The 19008-nt window shown below is 63.6% G+C and carries 19 protein-coding genes; 8 read left to right on the top strand and 11 right to left on the bottom strand.

Features of this window, described 5'->3' with window-relative positions; all coding sequences use genetic code 11:
• The first annotated feature begins 303 nt into the window (after positions 1 to 303).
• Complete coding sequence (locus tag AC0L2L_RS29810) at positions 304 to 1503, top strand: AI-2E family transporter (protein ID WP_473583441.1); 1200 nt, start codon at positions 304 to 306, stop codon at positions 1501 to 1503.
• On the opposite strand, the gene AC0L2L_RS29805 is transcribed toward AC0L2L_RS29810, so the two are convergent.
• The 3 genes from AC0L2L_RS29805 to AC0L2L_RS29795 all read right to left on the bottom strand — a co-directional run bounded on the left by AC0L2L_RS29805 (position 1491) and on the right by AC0L2L_RS29795 (position 3897).
• Positions 1491 to 2387, bottom strand: a complete 897-nt coding sequence (locus AC0L2L_RS29805; protein ID WP_473583440.1) for a DMT family transporter — start codon at positions 2385 to 2387, stop codon at positions 1491 to 1493. The genes AC0L2L_RS29810 and AC0L2L_RS29805 overlap by 13 nt on opposite strands.
• A gap of 126 nt (positions 2388 to 2513) precedes the next feature.
• Positions 2514 to 3278, bottom strand: coding sequence for an arginyltransferase (locus tag AC0L2L_RS29800; RefSeq protein ID WP_027167987.1), 765 nt, complete (start codon positions 3276 to 3278; stop codon positions 2514 to 2516).
• Positions 3279 to 3426: 148 nt separating this feature from the next.
• Entirely contained in the window at positions 3427 to 3897 is a 471-nt protein-coding gene (locus AC0L2L_RS29795) for an RDD family protein (RefSeq protein WP_473583439.1), read from the bottom strand.
• 303 nt (positions 3898 to 4200) lie between these two features.
• Here AC0L2L_RS29795 and sthA point away from each other — a divergent pair, with 303 nt between their 5' ends.
• A complete protein-coding gene (gene sthA, locus AC0L2L_RS29790) occupies positions 4201 to 5589 on the top strand; it encodes a Si-specific NAD(P)(+) transhydrogenase (protein ID WP_473583438.1) in 1389 nt (462 codons plus the stop codon).
• Positions 5590 to 5703: 114 nt separating this feature from the next.
• On the opposite strand, the gene AC0L2L_RS29785 is transcribed toward sthA, so the two are convergent.
• The gene (locus AC0L2L_RS29785; RefSeq protein WP_473583445.1) at positions 5704 to 6363 is read right to left on the bottom strand and encodes an alpha/beta hydrolase; all 660 of its coding nucleotides are present in this window, start codon (positions 6361 to 6363) and stop codon (positions 5704 to 5706) included.
• 205 nt (positions 6364 to 6568) lie between these two features.
• Between AC0L2L_RS29785 and AC0L2L_RS29780 the strand changes: the two genes are divergently transcribed.
• Entirely contained in the window at positions 6569 to 7744 is a 1176-nt protein-coding gene (locus AC0L2L_RS29780; protein WP_473583437.1) for an OpgC family protein, read from the top strand.
• A gap of 58 nt (positions 7745 to 7802) precedes the next feature.
• On the opposite strand, the gene AC0L2L_RS29775 is transcribed toward AC0L2L_RS29780, so the two are convergent.
• Positions 7803 to 8882, bottom strand: coding sequence for a LacI family DNA-binding transcriptional regulator (locus AC0L2L_RS29775; protein ID WP_473583436.1), 1080 nt, complete (start codon positions 8880 to 8882; stop codon positions 7803 to 7805).
• A gap of 181 nt (positions 8883 to 9063) precedes the next feature.
• Here AC0L2L_RS29775 and AC0L2L_RS29770 point away from each other — a divergent pair, with 181 nt between their 5' ends.
• Complete coding sequence (locus AC0L2L_RS29770; protein ID WP_473583435.1) at positions 9064 to 9207, top strand: hypothetical protein; 144 nt, start codon at positions 9064 to 9066, stop codon at positions 9205 to 9207.
• Between the two features lie 59 nt (positions 9208 to 9266).
• Complete coding sequence (locus AC0L2L_RS29765; protein ID WP_473583434.1) at positions 9267 to 9404, top strand: hypothetical protein; 138 nt, start codon at positions 9267 to 9269, stop codon at positions 9402 to 9404.
• A gap of 1 nt (position 9405) precedes the next feature.
• Here the strand turns inward: AC0L2L_RS29765 and AC0L2L_RS29760 are convergent, their stop codons facing one another.
• Both AC0L2L_RS29760 and AC0L2L_RS29755 read right to left on the bottom strand, forming a co-directional pair.
• On the bottom strand, positions 9406 to 9780 hold the full coding sequence (locus AC0L2L_RS29760) for a DUF423 domain-containing protein (protein WP_473583433.1): 375 nt from the start codon (positions 9778 to 9780) through the stop codon (positions 9406 to 9408).
• Between the two features lie 37 nt (positions 9781 to 9817).
• Positions 9818 to 11065 carry an MFS transporter gene (locus AC0L2L_RS29755; protein WP_473583432.1) on the bottom strand — a complete coding sequence of 416 codons (1248 nt, stop codon included), beginning with the start codon at positions 11063 to 11065 and terminating at the stop codon, positions 9818 to 9820.
• A 116-nt stretch (positions 11066 to 11181) separates the two neighbouring features.
• Here AC0L2L_RS29755 and AC0L2L_RS29750 point away from each other — a divergent pair, with 116 nt between their 5' ends.
• Both AC0L2L_RS29750 and AC0L2L_RS29745 read left to right on the top strand, forming a co-directional pair.
• A complete protein-coding gene (locus tag AC0L2L_RS29750) occupies positions 11182 to 11847 on the top strand; it encodes a GntR family transcriptional regulator (protein WP_027167976.1) in 666 nt (221 codons plus the stop codon).
• A gap of 114 nt (positions 11848 to 11961) precedes the next feature.
• Positions 11962 to 12933, top strand: coding sequence for a glycosyl transferase family 90 (locus AC0L2L_RS29745; RefSeq protein ID WP_473583431.1), 972 nt, complete (start codon positions 11962 to 11964; stop codon positions 12931 to 12933).
• 87 nt (positions 12934 to 13020) lie between these two features.
• On the opposite strand, the gene AC0L2L_RS29740 is transcribed toward AC0L2L_RS29745, so the two are convergent.
• Complete coding sequence (locus AC0L2L_RS29740) at positions 13021 to 14064, bottom strand: aldo/keto reductase (RefSeq protein WP_473583430.1); 1044 nt, start codon at positions 14062 to 14064, stop codon at positions 13021 to 13023.
• Positions 14065 to 14326: 262 nt separating this feature from the next.
• On the opposite strand from AC0L2L_RS29740, the gene ppk2 reads away from it, so the two are divergent.
• Positions 14327 to 15247 carry a polyphosphate kinase 2 gene (ppk2, locus tag AC0L2L_RS29735; RefSeq protein ID WP_473583429.1) on the top strand — a complete coding sequence of 307 codons (921 nt, stop codon included), beginning with the start codon at positions 14327 to 14329 and terminating at the stop codon, positions 15245 to 15247.
• 193 nt (positions 15248 to 15440) lie between these two features.
• Here the strand turns inward: ppk2 and AC0L2L_RS29730 are convergent, their stop codons facing one another.
• The 3 genes from AC0L2L_RS29730 to AC0L2L_RS29720 form a co-directional block, all read right to left on the bottom strand.
• Positions 15441 to 16673, bottom strand: coding sequence for an IS4 family transposase (locus AC0L2L_RS29730; protein WP_473583428.1), 1233 nt, complete (start codon positions 16671 to 16673; stop codon positions 15441 to 15443).
• Between the two features lie 245 nt (positions 16674 to 16918).
• Positions 16919 to 17566: a dihydrofolate reductase family protein gene (locus AC0L2L_RS29725; RefSeq protein WP_473583427.1), complete on the bottom strand. Its 648-nt coding sequence runs from the start codon at positions 17564 to 17566 to the stop codon at positions 16919 to 16921.
• Between the two features lie 132 nt (positions 17567 to 17698).
• The gene (locus tag AC0L2L_RS29720; RefSeq protein WP_473583426.1) at positions 17699 to 18907 is read right to left on the bottom strand and encodes a polyhydroxyalkanoate depolymerase; all 1209 of its coding nucleotides are present in this window, start codon (positions 18905 to 18907) and stop codon (positions 17699 to 17701) included.
• Between the last annotated feature and the right edge of the window lie 101 nt (positions 18908 to 19008).

Genomic DNA, 19008 nt, shown 5'->3' with positions numbered 1-19008 from the left:
CTTCTCCCTTGTTGCGTGGGTGGAAAACCAATCTTGGCGAAACATCGCGCCGCCATCCACGCCCTCATAGGATCTTGCGGGAGAAGGTGGCCGAGCGAAGCTCGGACGGATGAGGGGTGCTCCAGGGAACGCCGGCGCCTCACTCCGCTGGAACACCCCTCATCCGTCTCGACGCTGCGCGCCGATCCACCTTCTCCCACAAGGGGAGAAGGAAAAGGCGCCATTTGGACTATCGTCACGATTGCTGCACTATCATCGTGCATAAGCATCCATTGAACCATCGGGCAGGGGAGAAACGCAGGGTTGAAGCGGGCTGAGATTCAGAAGCCGGGGCAGCGCCTGTTCGGTCTTTCGACACCGCTTCGGGCAGCCGTCATTCCGCCAATTTCCGCGGCGCGCTGGCTTCTGGTGCTGATCGCCGCCGCCGGCGTCTATTTCTTCCACGGCTTCCTGTTCCCGGTGCTGGCGGCGCTCGTCATCGCCTTTGCCAGCTGGCCGCTCTACCGCCGGCTACTCGTTGCCGTCGGCGGCAACCGCACCGTCGGCGCGACCTTGGCCATATTGTTCATCCTGACGTTCCTGGTGGTGCCGATCGCGCTTGCCGGCACCTACGCCATCAACGAACTGCGCGAGTGGGTGACCTGGGCAATCGAGACCAACCGGCACGGCGCGGTGACACCGGGTTGGATCGCCACCATGCCTGTCGTCGGCGAGTGGCTGAACGAGCAGTGGACCGGCTATCTCGGCCACCCTGGCGGCATCGGCGAATTGATCCAGCTGATCAGCGGCTCCAACATCGGCAGCATTTATCGCGGCGCTTTGGCCGCCGGTGGCAGCGCCTTCGGCCTGGTGCTGACGCTCCTGTTCATGATGATCGCGCTGTTCTTCGCCTATCGCGACGGCGAGGCCTTTGCGGCGCAGGTCGACCGTCTCGGCGAGCGAATCCTGCCGACGCGCTGGGAGCGCATCTCGCGTGTCGTGCCCGCGACCATCTCGTCGACCGTGACTGGCATGACCGTCATCGCCATCGGCGAGGGCCTCGTGCTCGGCATCGCTTACTGGCTGGCCGGCGTGCCGTCGCCGGTGACGCTCGGCGCGCTGACCGGCATCATGGCGCTGATCCCCGGCGGCGCGCCGCTCTCCTTCACCCTGGTGTCGATCTATCTCGCCGCCAGCGGCTCGCCGATGGCAGGGCTGGCGCTGTTCATCTGGGGCGCGGTCGAGCTCTTTATCGTCGACAAGACCTTGCGCCCGAAACTGGTCGGCGGGCCGATCAAGCTGCCGTTCCTGCCGACTTTTTTCGGCCTGATCGGCGGCGTCAAGACGATGGGTTTTCTTGGCCTGTTCATCGGCCCGGTGTTGATGGCACTGCTTGTCGCCATCTGGCGCGAATGGCTGCGCGAGGTCGAGATCATGGATGAGCCTCCGGCCGCCGCTGATGATGGCAGCGGGCGGCCGCAGATCGAGGTGGCGGCAGAGACCAGGAAGATTCAAGCCGGGTGATGCACCACCAGGTCGGCGCGGCGCTTGCGACCCTCCTGCAATTGCCAAAGCGAATGGGCAACCAGCGCCACGATCAGGATCGTGCCGCCGATCAAGCTGTTGCGTGACGGTGTCTCGGCAAAGATCAGCCAGACCCAGACCGGCGCCAGCACCGTTTCCAACAGATAGAACATCGCCACCTCGGGGCCGGAAATGTATTTCGGCCCATTGGCGAGGCAGAAGAACGAGATCGGCATGATGATGGCGCCGTTGAAGATGATCCACCAGGGCGCCGTGACATGCAGCCCTTCGCCCGAAACCATGAAGGCCGCGAGCGCCAACGGCAGGACGACGCCGACCAGGGCTGTAAAGCCCATGTCCTTGCCGCTGGCGCGGGAAATGGTGATGGCGATCGCCACGAACAGGGTCGAGCACAGCGCCATGAAATCGCCGAACAGATGCCCGGTTCCGACCGAGCCGCCGACAATGATCAGCACGCCGACGATCATGACCAGCATGGCGATCACGGTTGCAGGCCGGGGTCGTTCCTTGAGGAAGAGCCACGACAGCAGCGCCGCGAACACGGTGTTGAAGGCCAGGATGAAGACAAGGTCGGCTGTCGAGGTGTGATAGACCGCGGTGACGAAAGTTATCCCGGTCATGCCGTAGCAGAATGCCACTGCAAGTCCCGACCAGCCCGGAATGAGCCGGGGTGCGTTCCTGTCCAACGACCGCCAGATGGCCCACATCACCAGCCCCGCCAGCAAGGTGGTGCCGGTGCGCAGCATCATGATCGTCCAGGGGGTGCCATCGGCGAGCCGGATCAGCGGTATATCGACGGTCAGCGTCAAGCCGCCAATGGCGGTGATCAGCAGACCTTTTTGGTGATCGGTATGGGTGGACACTTGGCAATCTCGCAAAGCAATCTTGAGGAGGCGCGTAGCGGCCATGCCGCGGTCCTTCCAGCCTGACGGCCGACGGACCAGCGTCCTCCTCCTTTGGAACAGTTTAAGGATGAAGCGTGGGGCGGATCAGCGACTGACCGCTTCGTGGTCGTAGCGTTCCCAGCCTTTCGGACCGAGATGCTCCTGCGGCATGAAGCGCATCTTATAGCTCATCTTGCGCGAGCCGTTGACCCAGTAGCCGAGATAGACGTGGGGCAGGCCCATCGCCTTGGCGCGGGCGATGTGGTCGAGGATCATGAAAGTGCCGAGCGAGCGGTCCTCGAAGTCGGGATTGAAGTAGGAATAGACCATCGACAGGCCGTCGGCCATCTTGTCGGTCAGCGCCACGGCGATCAGTTCGCCCTGGCCTTTGCCAGTGATGAAAGTGTCAGGGCCGCGACGCCGGTATTCGATGATCTTGGTGTCGACATGCGTGTCTTCCACCATCATCGCATAGTCGAGCACGGTCATGTCCGACATGCCGCCTCGGCGATGACGGGCGTCGAGATAGCTGCGGAAGAGCGAGTATTGCTCGGTCGAGGGCTGCGCGTCATGCATGGCGCCGACGAGATCGGCATTGTGCTGGAGGACGCGGCGCATGTTGCGGCTGGGCTCGAATTCCTGCGCCAGGATGCGCACCGAAACGCAGGCGCGGCAGGACTCGCAAGCCGGGCGGTAGGCGATGTTCTGCGAACGCCGGAAGCCGCCTTGCGTCAGCAGGTCGTTCATCTCCGGCGCCTTGTCGCCGACAAGGTGCGTGAACACCTTGCGCTCGAACTGTCCCTCCAGATAGGGGCACGGTGACGGCGCTGTCAGGAAGAACTGCGGCGACTGGGTCGGATGCTGCGTCATCTAATCTTGGAAACGCTCCTGCGAATCGCCCTACCTTTGGCCCGGTCGGCGAAAAATTCAACAGGATTATGCTGCCGCGGCGGCCTTGAGCTGTTCATAATTAGGCGTAGGCGGCGCAGTGGCTTGATGGACGCGGCCGTGGACACCGTCAGATGTCGGTGCGCGTGACCACGGTGCCGAGCAGCAGGTCGTGCAGCGTGCGCTTGCGGTCGGAGAACAGCGTGACCAGCAGCACCAGCGGCGTCAGGATGACGTTGCCGGCCCAGAACAGCACGGAGTGCACCACCGCCGTCATGCCGTCGATGCGGCTGCCGTCGAGCTTCTCCAGGCGGATTCCCATGATCTTCATGCCGGTCGTTGCCTGGTCGCGGCTGCCAAGCGTGTTCCAGATGTAGAGGATGGCGACCATCGGCACCAGGACGGAAAACAGCGCCCAGCCGAGGCCGAACGTCAAAAGCCCGAGAATGGCGACCAGGATGGCGAAAGGAATGGTCAGCAGCGCGACGAAGAAATAGTCGAGCAAGAAGGCAAAGATGCGCCTTGTCCGCACCCCACGATAGGCGCGGGTGTCGTCGAACCTGGTCGCGATGATCTCGCCGTCCAATACGCGTGCGTTCATGTCCGTTCCTCGATCCCGGCATCCGCATGAGGATGCCTGCCGCCCTGTCAAATGGTGAAGGCGGCCTGGAATTCAAGGAAGGCGTTGGCCGGCGGACCGGCGCGACATCAGAAATGCCGGGGAAAAGCCTGTAGCGAACCCGCCCAAGATAATCGCGATATTCCTGTGTCAGCGCCAGGATGCGCTCCTCGCGCGCTTTTGGTCGCATTGGCGGGTTCGTTTACCGCCGGAATGGCGCGTTGCCAGTTGAACATGACATTCTTCCCGGTCTAGCTTGCTGCGGCGCACAAAGGGGACGGGGACATGGACTACGACATGCTGGTCATCGGCAGCGGCCCTTCGGGACGCCGCGCCGCGGTGCAATCGGCCAAGCTCGGCAAGTCGGTGCTGGTGGTCGACAGGGGCAGGCGCCTGGGCGGTGTCTCGGTGCATACCGGCACCATCCCGTCGAAGACCCTGCGCGAGACGGTGCTCAACCTCTCGGGCTGGCGTGAGCGCGGCTTCTACGGGCGCGGCTACCGGGTCAAGCAGGACATTTCGATCTCAGATCTGGTCGACCGGCTGCACAAGACCCTCGACCATGAGGTCGAGGTGCTGCAGCACCAGTTCATGCGCAACACGGTGAGGAGCGCGCGCGCCGCGGTGAAGTTCCTCACGCCGAACAAGGTAAGCCTGACCGCGGATAATGGCGATTACAGCGAGGTCGGCTTTGCCAACGCGCTGATTGCCGTCGGCACCCGGCCGCATCGTCCGGCCGACGTGCCCTTCGACAGGAAGCGCGTCTTCGACAGCGACGAGATGCTGGAGCTTCATCATTTGCCGCGTACGCTCACGGTGATCGGCGCCGGCGTCATCGGCGTCGAATACGCCACTATCTTTTCGGCGCTCGACGTACCGGTGACCTTGGTCGAGCCGCGCAACACCATCCTCGATTTCATCGACCGCGAGATCGTCGACGACTTCATCCACCAGATGCGCGACCGGGGCATGACAATCCGCCTCGGCAGCATGGTCAAGGAGATCGCTTCGAAGCCCGACCACGCCGAGGTGACGCTGGCCGACGGCCGCACCATCCGCTCCGAGATGGTGCTCTACGCCGCCGGCCGCACCGGCAACGTCGCCAGCCTCGGCCTCGATACGGTCGGCATCGAGGCCGACGCCCGAGGCCGCATCAAGGTCGATCCGCATACCTTCCAGACCAGCGTGCCGAACATCTACGCTTCCGGCGATGTCATCGGCTTCCCGAGCCTTGCCTCGACGTCGATGGAGCAGGGCCGGGTGGCGGCATGCCATGCCTTCGGCGTCCACCTACCGCCGCCGCCTGAGAGCTTTCCCTATGGCATCTACGCGGTGCCGGAAATCTCGACCGTCGGTCAGTCCGAGGAGCAGGTGCGCGAAAGTGGCGCCGCCTACGAAGTTGGCCTGGCGCGCTTCCGCGAGACCTCGCGCGGCCACATCATGGGCGTCAGCAGCGGCTTCCTGAAACTGTTGTTCTCGGTCGAGAGCCGCCGCCTGCTCGGCGCCCACATCGTCGGCGAAGGCGCGACCGAACTCATCCATATCGGCCAGGCGGTAATCAATCTCGGCGGCACGGTCGACTTCTTCGTCAACAACACCTTCAACTATCCGACACTGGCCGAGGCTTACAAGATCGCCGGGCTCGATGCGTGGAACCGGATGGGGCAGGGTTAAGGGATCGGCGAAGCGTTTAGCTGCTCCCTCGCTCGTCGAAGCGCTCGCTGGCACCGGCGGATGGCTGCGGGACGTTTGCGAGGGCCGGCTTTAACCTTCTGATCGCCGGCGCGGTCAGGCGATCGGCATAGGCCCTGCCAGCCACTGCCGCACGATCGCCGCGTCCGCATCGCCGAATTCGTGGCCCGAGGGAACAATGCGCGCGTCGATTTCGGCGCGCCGCTGGCTGAACAGCGTCACCAGCGCGGGCGCGAAAGGGCCGTAGTTCTGGTCGGCGGCGCCCGCGACGATCAGCACACGTGTTCCGCCGAGATCGGTCATCGGCGACGTGTCGAGCACTGGCATCGCCCGCAAAAGCGCCGCCTGCCGGGCCACGCCGGGATGGAGCAGCATCAGGCTGGAGACGACATTGGCCCCGTTCGAATAGCCAAGGAAGGTCGCACGCTGCAGGTCGAGCCCGTGTTGCCGTGCGGCTTCCGCCGCGAACTGGGCATAGGCGGCCGTCTCGGCATGGATGGAGGCCTGTTCGAAACTGGTCGGCGTGATCCGCTCGAACCAGCGAAACCCGTCCTCCTGTGGAATGCGGCCGCGCGCCGCGACGATTACCGCGCGTGGCGCGATCTGCATTGCGAGCGGCAGCATTGTCGTCTCGTCGACGCCCGACCCGTGCAACACGAACAGGCATTCGCTGCTGGCGTTTGCAGGTTTCAACAGGCGGTAGGCGAAAGCGAGATCGCGGCGAAGAATGCTGTTTTCGCCGCTATATTCGGACATGCTCATATCTATTTGATTCCATGAGAGATTCGTTGATTTGCCGGCTTCAAAACGGAATATTTTCGCGCTCCGCGAAAGTTGATTGAACCCGGCGCATTTCAGTCCGTTTCTGCGCAGATACACTCCCGGTGGGAGGAATCGAAGCGGTGCGCCCCGGGGGTCGCATTTGCTGGCAATGAACAACCAGCTTTGAGGCCTTTTGTCGATGACCACGCCTGTTCCTTCAGAGCGCGATACGCGCATCGACGTCCTGCGCGCGCTCGCGCTGCTCACCATTTTCGTAGACCATGTGCCAGGCACGGTCTTCGAGAACTGGACCTACAAGAATTTCGGCTTTTCCGATGCCGCCGAAGCCTTCGTGCTGATTTCCGGCATCTCGGTGGCGCTTGCCTATGGGACGAAATTCAAGCCGGGCGGCCGACTGCTCGCGACACTGAAGATGTGGCGGCGCGCCGGCGTGCTCTATATCTGCCACATCGTCATCACGATGGTGGTAATCGCGCTGTTTTGCGCCGCCGCGGTGTTCGCGCACAGGCCCGAGATGCTGACGATGATCAACATCGAGCCGCTGATGAAGAACACGCCGCAGGTGCTGCTCGGCATCGTCACGCTCGGCCACCAGCTCGGTTACAACAACATCCTGCCGGTCTATGCGGCGCTGCTTCTGGCGGCGCCCGCTTTCGTGCTGTTTGTCAGCTATCGGCCGGTGCCGGCGCTGATCGTGTCGGGTCTGCTCTGGCTCGTTGCCGGCATCTGGCAGATCGCGCCGCCGAACTATCCCGAGCCTGGCCTCTGGTTCCTCAATCCGCTGTCCTGGCAGTTCCTGTTCAACATCGGCCTTGCCGCCATGCTGCATGTGAAGCGGGGCGGGCGGATCCCGGTCAATCCGTGGCTGCTGGGCGCCGCCGGCATCTATGTGGCCGGCGCGGCGATCTGGGTGCACAGCCCGCTATGGGGCCAGATCACCTGGTTCAATCTGCCGGTGGTGATCGGCGGCTTCGACAAGACCTTCCTGTCGCTGCCGCGGCTGCTGCACATTCTCGCCATCAGCTATCTGATCGTCGCGCTGCCGGCGGTCTCGAACCTCTTCCGCGTGCGGCCCGACAATCCGCTGGCGATCATGGGCAAGCGCTCACTCCCGGTGTTCGTCGCCGGCACGCTGCTTGCCATGGCGGCGCAGGTGCTGAAGCTGATCAACCCAGGGGGGCTGGCCTACGATACGCTGCTGATCGCGGCCGGCATCGCCATGCAGCTCGCGCTTGCGCTCTATCTCGAATGGCTTGCCAGCCTCGGCCCGTCCCGCGCCAAGCCGGTGCGCGAGGAGCCCGCACGCGGGTCTTTCAGCGCGCGGCCGGTGCCGGCGAGGGCAGGCGGCTACTGATGTAATGGAAAGGAAACTGCCTGGCGGTTTCCTTCCAGGAAAAACGCTCTGGGCTTGCTCAGGCTTTCGGGGCCGGGCCGGTCGAGGCCCTGACGACGAGCTCGACGCCCATCGTCTCGCGCCGCACGGCGCCGTCATGGTCGAGGATCATGCGCGCGGCGCGGCGGCCGATCTCGGTGATCGGCTGGGCGATCGTGGTCAGCGGCGGATCGCAAAGCGCGCCGTCCGGCACGCCATCGAAGCCGACGACGGAAACGTCTTGCGGCACTTTCAGACCTCGCGCGGTCAGCCAGTCGATGGCGATCATGGCCATCCTGTCCGACATCGCCAGGATGGCGCTCGGCGGCTCGCCGCCGGCGAAGATCGCCTCCAGGCCAGCCCTGGTGCTCTTTTCCTCGTTCTCGGTTTCGAAGATCGGGATCCTCGTCGTATCGATACCGAAGCTGGACAGTTCCTCGAAATAGCCGGCGAGACGATCGCGCGTTCCCGTGTAGACCGCCGAGCGGACCATTTCCGGCGTAACGAGACCGGTGCGGTCCTCGCCGAGGGTCAGCGACAGCACGGCGAAACGGCGATGTCCGAGTTCGGCAAGATGGCGCGCCGCGAGCCGTCCGCCGGCGATGTTGTCGACACCGATCGCCGAGATGGTCTCATCGTGGAAGCCGAGCTCCAGCGCCACGAAAGGCAGCCTGCGCTCGCGTGTCAGTTCGACCAGGCGCGAGCCGCCTTCGATACAGAACAGGATGAAGCCGTCGACAAGCGCGCTCTGGATGTTCCAGGCGAGCTTCTCCTGGTTGGCGGCTGACACAAGCGCGATTCCCGCCCCCGTAGCGTCGCAGGCTTCCGAGATGCCGGCCATCATGACGCGGGCAAAGGGATCCTCGAAGAAATAGGAGAGGGGCTCGGTCGTGCCGACGCCAATGGCGTTGACCTTGCCGGCGCGCAGCAGGCGGCCTTTCGGATCGGGGCCGGCATAGCCCATTTGCTCCGCCACCGCCTTGACCCGCTCGCGCACCTCGGCGCGCACGATCTCCGGGCGGCTGAAGACGTTGGAGGCCGTGCCATGCGAGACGCCCGCGGCCTTGGCGATATCCGCCAGCCGGATCGGTCGAGCCTGGCCTTCGATCTGTGATGCCATGTCTGTTCTCCCGGAACCGCCCACTGCAATACATGAACGGGGATCGATCTCCGGTCCACCTATCATTTTTGTTGGATCGATTCAAAATTCTGCTTGACTCCGAATGCGGAAGGCTTATTTTTGAATCGATCCAAGTTTGCAATCCCGCCGGCTTGGAGCAGGTTTCAAAAGGGAGGGTGCCATGCATCCGGTCAACTTTTTGTTCGAGGACGTCTACAGCAACGATTGGGGCATCGCCTCGGCCGCTACGAGTGAGAAGCGCCGCGGCAAGGCAAGCCCATGGAAGCGTGAGGCGCGCTTCATCGTGGAGCGCAAGCGCGGCTGATCGACCAGCCTTTTTTGTGCCAGTAAATTGGATCGATTCAATCTTGAGGAGAAGCAGTCATGCATCCGATTGGTCGTCTGTTTCAGGACATCTACCGCAACTATTGGGGCATCACCCCCGGAACCGAGCAGCCGGAGCGGCGCCGCGTCGGCGAGCAGCCCGTGCGCAAGCGCAAGCGGCGTGCGGACCGAAAATAGTCTACGGGCCACGGCGCCAGAGCGCCGAGACGGCGATCGCCACCCAGCCGGCGATCAGCAGGGTGCCGCCGATCGGCGCCGACATCGGAAACAGCCGCGAGCCGAGAAAGTCGCGGGCGAGCAGATCGCCGCAGAACAGGAGCAGGCCCGCAAGCAGCACGAGGCTGGCGATCCTGAGGCAGCGGTTGGCGCCGGCAAGGCCGACGGCCAGGAATACCGGTGCATGCATCAGGAGGAAGTTGGCCGCCGTGCCGGTAAAGGCGCCGCCGCGATGCGCGGCCGCCGCCGATAACGCCACGCCGGCTGCACCGATAAGCCCGCCCGCCAGCACAAACAGTCGGTTGCTGTTCGCAGCCTTCTCAGAAGGGTTCGTCATGGTGCACTCCGTCCTGGTTGGCCGGGAAGCGACCCCGTCAGGACTCGCCGGTTTCCAGCAGCATATGCCGTGCCCGGCGCGACTGGACAATCCAGTTGTAGACGGCGCCGAGCGCCATCAGCACCGACGTGCCCAAAAACACCGAGCGCATGCCGAAATGCCCGCCGACGAAGCCGCCGGACAACGGCCCCGCGACCTGGCCGACATATTGCGCCGAGATCGCCAGTCCAAGCACGTTGCCGCCGATCCCGTCAGGGATGTTGTGGCGGATGACGCTGGTGATGCAGGGCAACAGGCCGCCCAGCGCCAGGCCCATCAGGAAGCGCAGGCCGATCAGCTGCCAGCCGTTGGTGACGAAAGCCTGCGGGATTAGCAGCAGCGCCGAGACCGCGAGCGCGCCGACCACGACGTTCCAATGGCCGACGCGGTCGGCGAGTTTTCCCAGCCAGGATGAGGACAGGATGGTGCCGAGCGCCGCCGCCGACATGACCACGCCGGCGACCATGGTCACCTTGCTCTGGTCCTCGATAAGCTGCTGCACATAGACGGTGATGATCGGCTCGATCGACATGGTGGCGAAGGCGAGCAGCATGCCGGTGGCCAGCATGGCGACGATCGGCCGCTTGTCGGGGATCTGCGACCAGCCGCTTTTCGGTTTCGCCGTCGAGGCGGGCTTTGGCGCCAGCGGATTCTCCTTGATCAGGAAAGTCGTCGCCAGGAACGCCAGGAAGATGACGGCGCCCGAAAGCAGGAAGGTCGCGCGGATGCCGATCAGCGGCGGCAGCAGGCCGCCGAGCAGCGGTCCGACCAGCGAACCCGCCGTTATGCCAGCCGCCAGCACGCCCAGCGCCCAGCCTGAGCGCTCTTTCGGCGTCTGCATCGCCACCAGGATCGTGGAACCCGACGAATATCCGCCGGCAAAGCCGATCAGCAGCCGAAGCAGCACCAACTGCCAGACGCTCTGAACCATGCCGGTCAGCGACATGCAGATCGCCATGCCGAAGGAAGCGCGCACCAGCATCAGCTTGCGGCCGTAGCGGTCGCCCAACCGACCCCACAAGGGCGCGACCAGCGCGGCCGCGAAGAAGGTCGCGCCATAGGCGACGCCCGACCACTGCACGATCGCCGCGTGACCAACGGCGCCGAGCTGCTCGACATAGAGGGGCAGGAACGGCAGCAGCAGCGTCATGGCGATAAGCGTGCTGAATGAGCCGGCGAAGCAGACGGCAAGGTTGCGGCGCCAATGGATGTTGAAGCCGCTCTGTTCGGATCCGTTGGGCGTCATGTCACGCGTGCCAATGCTGGGGTTGTTGCGGATACCAATTTGGGATACCAATCCGGTATCCGTCATGGACCTGGCACGTGCCGCTTGTCAATGCGGCTTTGGAAAGCGGGACGACAATGTCGCAGATGCAGAACGTCGAAAGGCAGCTTCGCGAAATGATCCTCGGGCTGGAGATCGGCCCGGGCGAAAGGTTGACCGAGCGCTGGATCGAGAGCCGTTTCGGCGCCTCGCGCACACCGGTGCGGGCGGCGCTGCTGCGCCTGGAGACGGAAGGGCTGATCGGCCGTGACGGCCGCGGCTGGACGGTGGCGCCGATCAACCTTGCGGAACTCGGGCAGATCGCCGTCTACCGCGAGGCGGTCGAGGTCGCGGCGGTCCGCCTGACGGCGGCGCTCGAAGACCGCGGCGGGATCGACGTGATCGCCGCGATGCTTGATTCCTGCGATGCCGAGACACCGCGCGAGGAGTGGCACCGCGTCGGCATGGATTTCCACATCGAACTGGCAAGGCTTTCGGGCAACGAGTTTCTGCTCAGGGGGGTTCGCGACGCGATGACCAGGCTGTCGCGGGCGCGCTGGCTGGAGGTGCGCGATGAAAAGGCGCTCGACCGCGCCTGGGCCGAACATCACGCCATCCTGGCCGCCGTCGGGGCCGGTCATGCCGACGCAGCGGCGCGGCTGCTTTCCGATCACATCGCCGGCAGTCGCGATCGGCTGGTCACCTCGCTGCATGACGACCGGCGCGGCTTGCGCGCCAGGGGATTCGCCGTCGTCGCAGCGTAGGTATCGCGCGGCCATTCGCATTAGCGGGCTTGCAACATGACCGGGAGAATGCTGTAGGAGACTAGGGGGATGAAGGCTGACTACCGTTGACTATCTTGCTGAACTCGCGGACGCATGGCCACAATTTCACGAACCGCCGCAAAGCTGTTCTATTACGCGCGCAATTTCGCGCGTGACCGCGCACCGCAATCACTGTTTCGCGATCGCCTGGCCAGCAGGCTTGAGCAGGCCAGGCTTTCGGGCAAGACGGTCCGCGAGCGACTGAACTACTACAACAAGCTGGAGCACCCGTTCGTGCCCAGTCCGGACGCCATAGCCGTCGGCAAGCTGCCGTCCTCTTCCAGCATGTATTATTACGACCTCAAGGAATTCGCCCGCTACTTCGATCCCGGCCTGCTGATCGATTTCGAATACGGCGACGTCGTCGGCGTTCCGGAGTTTCCGAGGATCGTCAAGGACCGGCCCATCGGCGACGACAACGCGAACGGCGTGCTGATGAAGCTCAACAAGTTCCGCCACTTCTACATGCCGCCCGACAGCCTGCCTTTCGCGGCCAAGCGTCCGATGGTGGTCTGGCGCGGGCATCTCAACAACCCGATTCGCACCCGCTTCGTGGAAATGGCCGCCGACCTGCCGATCTGCGATGCGGGCTCCCACAGGGCCGATGCGCCGGACGGATACCGCAAGCCGTTTCTGAACATCGAGGAACAACGGCGTTATCGCTATATCGTCTCGCTCGAAGGCAATGATGTCGCGACAAACCTGAAATGGATCATGAGCTCCAATTCGCTCTGCCTGATGCCGGAACCGACTTACGAAACCTGGTTCGCCGAAGCCCAGGTCGAGCCCAATGTCCACTACGTGCCGCTGGAGCAGGATTTCTCCGACCTGGCCGACAAGGTGGCTTATTTCGAAAAACATCCCAACGAGGCGGGACGGATCACCGCCGCCGCCAACGCCTATTGCCGCAAATTTGGCAACGAGCCGGACGAGCAGGCGATCTCGCTGCTCGTCCTCTATAAATATTTCGTGCTGAGCGGGCAGATAAAGCCCGACGCGGAAGTCTGGCGCTTTATCGCCGGCTAAGGCAATTCCAGGAAAAGTGCGTAGCGGTCAGGCTCGGCTTCGCCGTAGCCTTCCGTCCGGAATTGCGTAAAACACCCTCGCTGCGCCCTAGGCATGAGAGCGGTCGAGCACCCGATCGGCCGGTCCGAAACGGTCCCTTGCCGTGTACTGCTGGTGCCAGTAGGGGTAAAGCACCGGTGGCCGGCTGACGGCATCGAGGCGCTGGCGCTCTTCTTCGGTGAGCGAAAGGCTGGCCGCGGCGAGATTGTCCTCGAGCTGCGCCTCATTGCGGGCGCCGATCACCAGCGAGCTTATTGCAGGACGGCCGAGCAGCCAGGCAAGCGCCACCTGCGCGCCTGAGACGCCGCGTGCCTTGCCGATATCGACCAGCACATCGACGATGCGCCACAGGCGATCCTCGTCGCGGATCGGCGGTTCCTTCCAGCCGCCGATCTGGCGCGCGGTTGGGCTGTCGCGATGATATTTGCCGGACAGCAGGCCGCCGGCCAGCGGGCTCCAGACCAGCACGCCGAGGCCCTGGTCGACCGAGATCGGCAGCAATTCGTATTCGGCCTCGCGCGCTTCCAGCGTGTAGTGGATCTGCTGGGTGACGAAACGGGCCTGATGGCGGCTGTCGCTGACAGCCAGCGCCTTCATCACCTGCCAGCCCGAGTAATTGGAACAGCCGATATAGCGGACCTTGCCCTGGTTGACCAAGGTGTCGAGCGCCGAGACCGTCTCATCCAGCGGCGTCAGCCCGTCCCACTGGTGGACGAAATAGATGTCTATGACGTCCGTCTTGAGCCGATTCAGGCTCCTTTCGCATTCGCGGATCAGATGGTGGCGCGACAGGCCTTCGTCATTGGGGCCGCTGCCGATGCGCATGCGCGCCTTCGAGGCGATCAGCACATCGTTCTTGCGCTTGCCGCCAAGCGCCTCGCCGATGATCTCTTCCGAGAGGCCGTTGGAATAGACATTCGCGGTGTCGATGAGGTTGATGCCGGCATCGATGCAGGTGTCGATGATGCGCCTGGCTTCCGCCAGATCGGAATTGCCGACGGCGGCGAATGGGCCCGAGCCGCCGAAGGTCATGGTGCCAAGCGTCAATGTCGAGACTTTCAAGCCGGAACGGCCCAGCGTGCGGTATTCCATGTCAGTCCTCGCAATTGTTGAAGAAGCGCCGTGGCGAGCGCCGGGAAGAGGCAAGGGGATTTGTAGGACAATTCAGGTGGCTTGTCGCCCCGCTGCCGATACGCGCCGATCACATATCGGCTATTTCGATGCTGTCGTCCCGCGCTTGCAATAAAACCGTCATTGCGCCTCTGTATCTCAGTCGGCTTACGGAGTGTCGTGTTCGGCCGGAGCCGCAGCGCATTCCGAAGCGATATGGCTGACAGACAGACGGAGCTGCGCGATGAATGAAGTGAAGCCGAATTCCGGGGCGAAGGACTGGCTCGAAGCCGAACTCGAAGACACGCTCGACGAGGACTATGAGCTGGAGATTTCCGAACCGGCGCTCTCGCTCGAGATCGCCAAGATCTACAAGAAGTCGCATCCGCCTTCCATGGAGCGCATGACCTATTTCCGCGAGCTGCTCAGGCTGCAGTCCGAACTGATCAAGCTGCAGTCATGGGTCGCCTACCACAAGAAGAAGCTTGTGGTGATCTTCGAGGGCCGTGACTCCGCCGGCAAGGGTGGCGTCATCAAGCGCATCACGCAGCGCCTCAACCCTCGCATCGCCCGTGTCGTGGCATTGCCGGCGCCGACCGAGCGTGAAAAGTCGCAATGGTATTTCCAGCGCTACGTGCCGCATCTGCCGGCCGGTGGCGAAATCGTGCTGTTCGACCGCTCCTGGTACAACCGCTCCGGCGTCGAGCGGGTGATGGGCTTCGCCAACGGGGACCAGGTCGAGGAGTTTTTCCGCGACGTGCCGGAATTCGAGCGCATGCTGGTCCGTTCCGGCATCACCCTGGTGAAATACTGGTTCTCGATCACCGACGAGGAACAGCAGATGCGCTTCCTGATGCGCATCCACGATCCCATGAAGCAGTGGAAACTGTCGCCCATGGACCTGCAGTCGCGCGTGCGCTGGGAGCAATACACCAAGGCCAAGGAAGAGACCTTCGCCCGCACCAACATCACGGAAGCGCCCTGGTTCATCGTCGAGGGCAACGACAAGAAGCGGGCGCGGCTGAACTGCATCGACCACCTGCTGCAGCAATTGCCGTATGAGGAGGTTCCGCACGAGGAAATCACGCTGCCGGAGCGCGTCTTCAACCCGCAATACGAGCGCCAGGTCCTGCCGCGCGACCTCTACGTGCCGGAGAAGTATTGAGGGTTATTTCCTTCTCCCCGTTCACGGAGAAGGTGCCCGAAGGGCGGATGAGGGGCGGCGCCGACGTCGGTGGTTGAGCCCCAATTCGCCGCAAAGGTCAAATGGCATCGGGAACCTGTCGCTAATCTCCACCGGCAGCGCTGCCCCTCATTGCCCTGCCGGGCATTTCTCCCCGTCACTATACCTATCGGATTCACACATTTGGAAGCTCGAGACGAACGCCGTATTTAATGGCGTTGAACTCGGCCAAGCCGATGCGCATGACCTTGGGGCCTGGCTTGCCGTAGTAACCGGTCCAGCCGCCCAGGCGGGCGATGACCCAGGCGGCAAAGGCCATGGAGCCTTTCGGGTGAGGATTGCGTTGTCGCTCGGTCTTGCCCTCAAGCTTGGCGCAGACGGCTTCAAGGATGGGACGGTCGTCAGGATCGAAAGCATCGCCTAGACACTGATCGGTGTTGCCGTCGCGGGCCTGCACGAGTTGCTTGATGGTAACGGCGGCAATCGTGGCCGCGGCAACGAAGTTGGTCATGGCTTGCGGCTCGCCAATATCGGCCCCCTCGATGTCGAAGCCGGCTGTCTTGAGCGTGCGGAAGAACTCCTCGATGGTCCAGCGCATACGGTAGAGATCGATGACGCGACGCGCCTCGGCAACGGTGGCGACAGCGTGGGTGGTCAGCAACCGCCAGTGCACGGGTTCATTGCCATCATCCGGTTGCGAGGTCTCGCGAACGTCGACCAGGGTCAAGCCAACCATGTCGGGCAACGCTGGATCGGCTCCGTTGAGCGGCCGCCGCAGCCTCACCGGCGCGAAGCGCATCGCCAACTCGGCATCTCGTGCCCTGCGCCCAGGGGCGGCGGGAATGGTCACCGCGAACCGGGCTTGCTCGGGCTGCGCGTCGATGAAGGCAAACAGCAAGCCCGGTTCGTCCTGTTGTGTGTCGACGCGTCGGTTTTGGCAGGCCCGCACGACCAGATCGACGTTGTGCGGCCGTGTCGCAAACAGCTCATAGAAGTCGCTCTCGCGATCCGACACCATGGTGATGCTGGCTGCTTCATCCAGAACCTCGCCGGCCTGCCGTGTCGCATCGATCCAGCGCTGCGATTCCTTGAGCGTCGTCGTCCGCTGGCGTCGTGGCGCCTGCTCTTGTCCATTGCGGTTCCAGACCTGCATCGCCACAAGACCCAGCAGCGCTCCTGTGCCGGCCTCCATCGCAAGAACCGGGTGCAGCAGCAAGCCTGCCGCCTTGCCATTGCCAACCGAGCCGTAGCGGTCCGATGCGCGGCGACCCTTCAGCACCAACTCCGAGGTGTCCTGCACCGCAACGACGTGCCGGCCGGCTGCACGCTGCCCGGTCAGCGCGCCGGCGTGCTGCGCCATCTCCACCGCCGTTACCGAACTGTTGTGCAAAAAGCGTCGGAACCGCATCTCGCCTGCCCGACCTGCGCCAAGGCGGCGAATGCACGATCCAGGCCGCGCAACCAGCGCAGCATGCAGGCAGGCCCCCCTTTTTGCAGGAAGCGATCACCAAATCGCCCCAGTCCGTACTCGATCCCTGTCATGCCACATCTCCCACATTCCTAGCTCAGACAAAGAATCGCGCTTCGCTGCAAAGCGCAACCGAGATGTGTGAATGCGATAGGTCACTATACGGGGAGAAAGGGCTTCTTCGCCTAAGCCCGCCCGATCATCACATGGGTCGCATCGGCCGTCGCCACCTGTTCGGTGCAGCGGTAGCCGAGCTTCAGCATGTCGAGCCCGGCGAAGAGGTGCTCGCCGGAGCCGAGCAGTCCCGGCGAAATCGCCAGATGCATCTCGTCGATCAGCCGCTCCTCGAGATATTGCCTGACGGTCGAGACGCCGCCGCCGACCCGCACATCCTTATCGCCGGCCGCTGCCTTTGCCTGTTCGAGCGCCGAATGGATGCCGTCGGTCACGAAGTAAAAGGTCGTGCCGCCTTCCATGGTGATCGGCGCTCGCTTGTAATGCGTCAGCACGAAGACCGGCACGTGGTAGGGCGGGTTGTCGCCCCACCAGCCTTTCCACGTCTCGTCCGGCCATTCGCCGCGGACCGGCCCGAACATGTTGCGGCCGAGGATCCACGCGCCGAGATTCTCGAAGCTGCGCACGGCGAAGCCGTCATCGATGTCGGTGGTGCCGCCGTCCTTGCCGATCACCATCTGGCGGAAGGTGCGGGTGCCGATCATCCATTTGTGCAGATTTTCGCCGCCGACACCGAGCGGATTGGCGAGATCCTGATCAGGCCCGGCGCCAAAACCGTCGAGCGACAGGGTGAAAGCATTGACACGCAGCTTGGACATGACTGCCTCCTAAACCAGTTGTTTTTTGCAAGCAGTTTGTTTTAACCAAACTGATTGTGGGTTGCAAGCGGTTTTTGACCGCGGCAATGTGCAACGCAATTCCTGCAGGCCCGAACTGCCGGCGGCGAAACGCTACTCCATCGCCAGGATGAGGTTGCGCACGACCGGATAGATTTCGCGCTCCCAGCGCTTGCCGTTGAAGACGCCGTAGTGGCCGACATTGGCCTGCAGGTGGTGGCGCTTCAAATGCGGACGCAGCGAACGGCACAGATCATGGGCTGCCGAGGTCTGGCCGAGTGCGCAGATATCGTCACGCCCGCCCTCGACGGTAAGCAGCGCCGTGTTGCGGATCGCGCCCGGGTCGACCAGGCTGCCACGGAACGTAAAGGTGCCGGTAGCGAGTTCGGCCTTCTGGAACACGCGGTCTATGGTTTCGAGATAGAATTCCTCGGTGAGGTCGAGCACCGCGAAATACTCGTCGTAGAAGGTCTTGATCTTGTCGGCCTCGGCCGTCTCGCCGGCTGCCAGATGGTCACGCAGTTTGCCGTGGGCCGTGGTGTGACGGTCCATGTTCATGGCCAGGAACGCGGCAAGCTGGAGAAAGCCCGGATAGACCCGGCGTCCACGGCCTGCATGGCGCCAGGGCACGCGGGAGATGACGGAACTCTGGAACCAGGCCAGCGACTTGCTGACCGCGAATTCGTTGACCTCGGTCGGGCTCTCGCGCGGATCGATCGGCCCCGCCATCAGCGTCATCGAGCGCGGTGTCGACGGATGCCTGTCCTCGGACATGACGGCGACGGCTGCAAGCGCTTGGACGCAGGGCTGGCAGACCGCCAGGATGTGCGCGCCCGGGCCGATCGTTTCCAGGAAGCGGATGATGTAGTCGACATAGTCGTCGACTCCGAAGCTGCCGGCCGCAAGCGGCACGTCGCGCGCATTGACCCAGTCGGTGATGTAGACCTCGTGGTCGGCCAGAAGCGTCTCCACCGTGCCGCGCAGCAGCGTCGAGAAATGGCCCGACAAAGGCGCGATCACCATCACCCGCGGCTGGCGCGTATCCATGTCCTTGGCGAAGCGCAGAAGCTTGCCGAACGGCAGGTCGAGTGCCGTCTCCATGATGACCGGCACGTCGCGATTGCCGACCCTGACGGATTGTATGTCGAAATCCGGCCGCGCATGGCTGAGCTTGAAGCGGGCGATCATCTCCAGCCCGGCAGCCAAGCGCCGTTTCAGGCCATCGCCCGAGACCATGCCGGCCATCGCCGAGCGCATGAGATCGGCGAAAAAACGCGCCGGGGCGGTCAGGTCGTCCTGCAACTGGTAAGCCTGGTACAGCATCGCAAGGCACCCCGTTCCGGGCAGTGATTTCGGCAGTGCAAAAAAGCTAGTGCAAATTTTTGTGCATTGCGAGAGGATTGTTGCCGGCGAAAGGCTTGGAG

Source organism: Mesorhizobium sp. WSM4832 (assembly GCF_055811115.1).
The sequence above is the reverse complement of the archived record's forward strand: the minus strand, read 5'-3'. Positions and strand labels throughout refer to the sequence as shown.

Coding starts and splice junctions, on each gene's coding strand:
- AC0L2L_RS29720 (WP_473583426.1), bottom strand. CDS start 18,907: ATGCTGTACCAGGCTTACCAGTTGCAGGACGACCTGACCGCCCCGGCG.
- AC0L2L_RS29730 (WP_473583428.1), bottom strand. CDS start 16,673: ATGCGGTTCCGACGCTTTTTGCACAACAGTTCGGTAACGGCGGTGGAG.
- AC0L2L_RS29740 (WP_473583430.1), bottom strand. CDS start 14,064: ATGGAATACCGCACGCTGGGCCGTTCCGGCTTGAAAGTCTCGACATTG.
- ppk2 (WP_473583429.1), top strand. CDS start 14,327: ATGAATGAAGTGAAGCCGAATTCCGGGGCGAAGGACTGGCTCGAAGCC.
- AC0L2L_RS29760 (WP_473583433.1), bottom strand. CDS start 9,780: ATGACGAACCCTTCTGAGAAGGCTGCGAACAGCAACCGACTGTTTGTG.
- AC0L2L_RS29780 (WP_473583437.1), top strand. CDS start 6,569: ATGACCACGCCTGTTCCTTCAGAGCGCGATACGCGCATCGACGTCCTG.
- AC0L2L_RS29795 (WP_473583439.1), bottom strand. CDS start 3,897: ATGAACGCACGCGTATTGGACGGCGAGATCATCGCGACCAGGTTCGAC.
- AC0L2L_RS29775 (WP_473583436.1), bottom strand. CDS start 8,882: ATGGCATCACAGATCGAAGGCCAGGCTCGACCGATCCGGCTGGCGGAT.
- AC0L2L_RS29765 (WP_473583434.1), top strand. CDS start 9,267: ATGCATCCGATTGGTCGTCTGTTTCAGGACATCTACCGCAACTATTGG.
- AC0L2L_RS29745 (WP_473583431.1), top strand. CDS start 11,962: ATGGCCACAATTTCACGAACCGCCGCAAAGCTGTTCTATTACGCGCGC.
- sthA (WP_473583438.1), top strand. CDS start 4,201: ATGGACTACGACATGCTGGTCATCGGCAGCGGCCCTTCGGGACGCCGC.
- AC0L2L_RS29725 (WP_473583427.1), bottom strand. CDS start 17,566: ATGTCCAAGCTGCGTGTCAATGCTTTCACCCTGTCGCTCGACGGTTTT.
- AC0L2L_RS29770 (WP_473583435.1), top strand. CDS start 9,064: ATGCATCCGGTCAACTTTTTGTTCGAGGACGTCTACAGCAACGATTGG.
- AC0L2L_RS29800 (WP_027167987.1), bottom strand. CDS start 3,278: ATGACGCAGCATCCGACCCAGTCGCCGCAGTTCTTCCTGACAGCGCCG.
- AC0L2L_RS29785 (WP_473583445.1), bottom strand. CDS start 6,363: ATGTCCGAATATAGCGGCGAAAACAGCATTCTTCGCCGCGATCTCGCT.
- AC0L2L_RS29755 (WP_473583432.1), bottom strand. CDS start 11,065: ATGACGCCCAACGGATCCGAACAGAGCGGCTTCAACATCCATTGGCGC.
- AC0L2L_RS29750 (WP_027167976.1), top strand. CDS start 11,182: ATGTCGCAGATGCAGAACGTCGAAAGGCAGCTTCGCGAAATGATCCTC.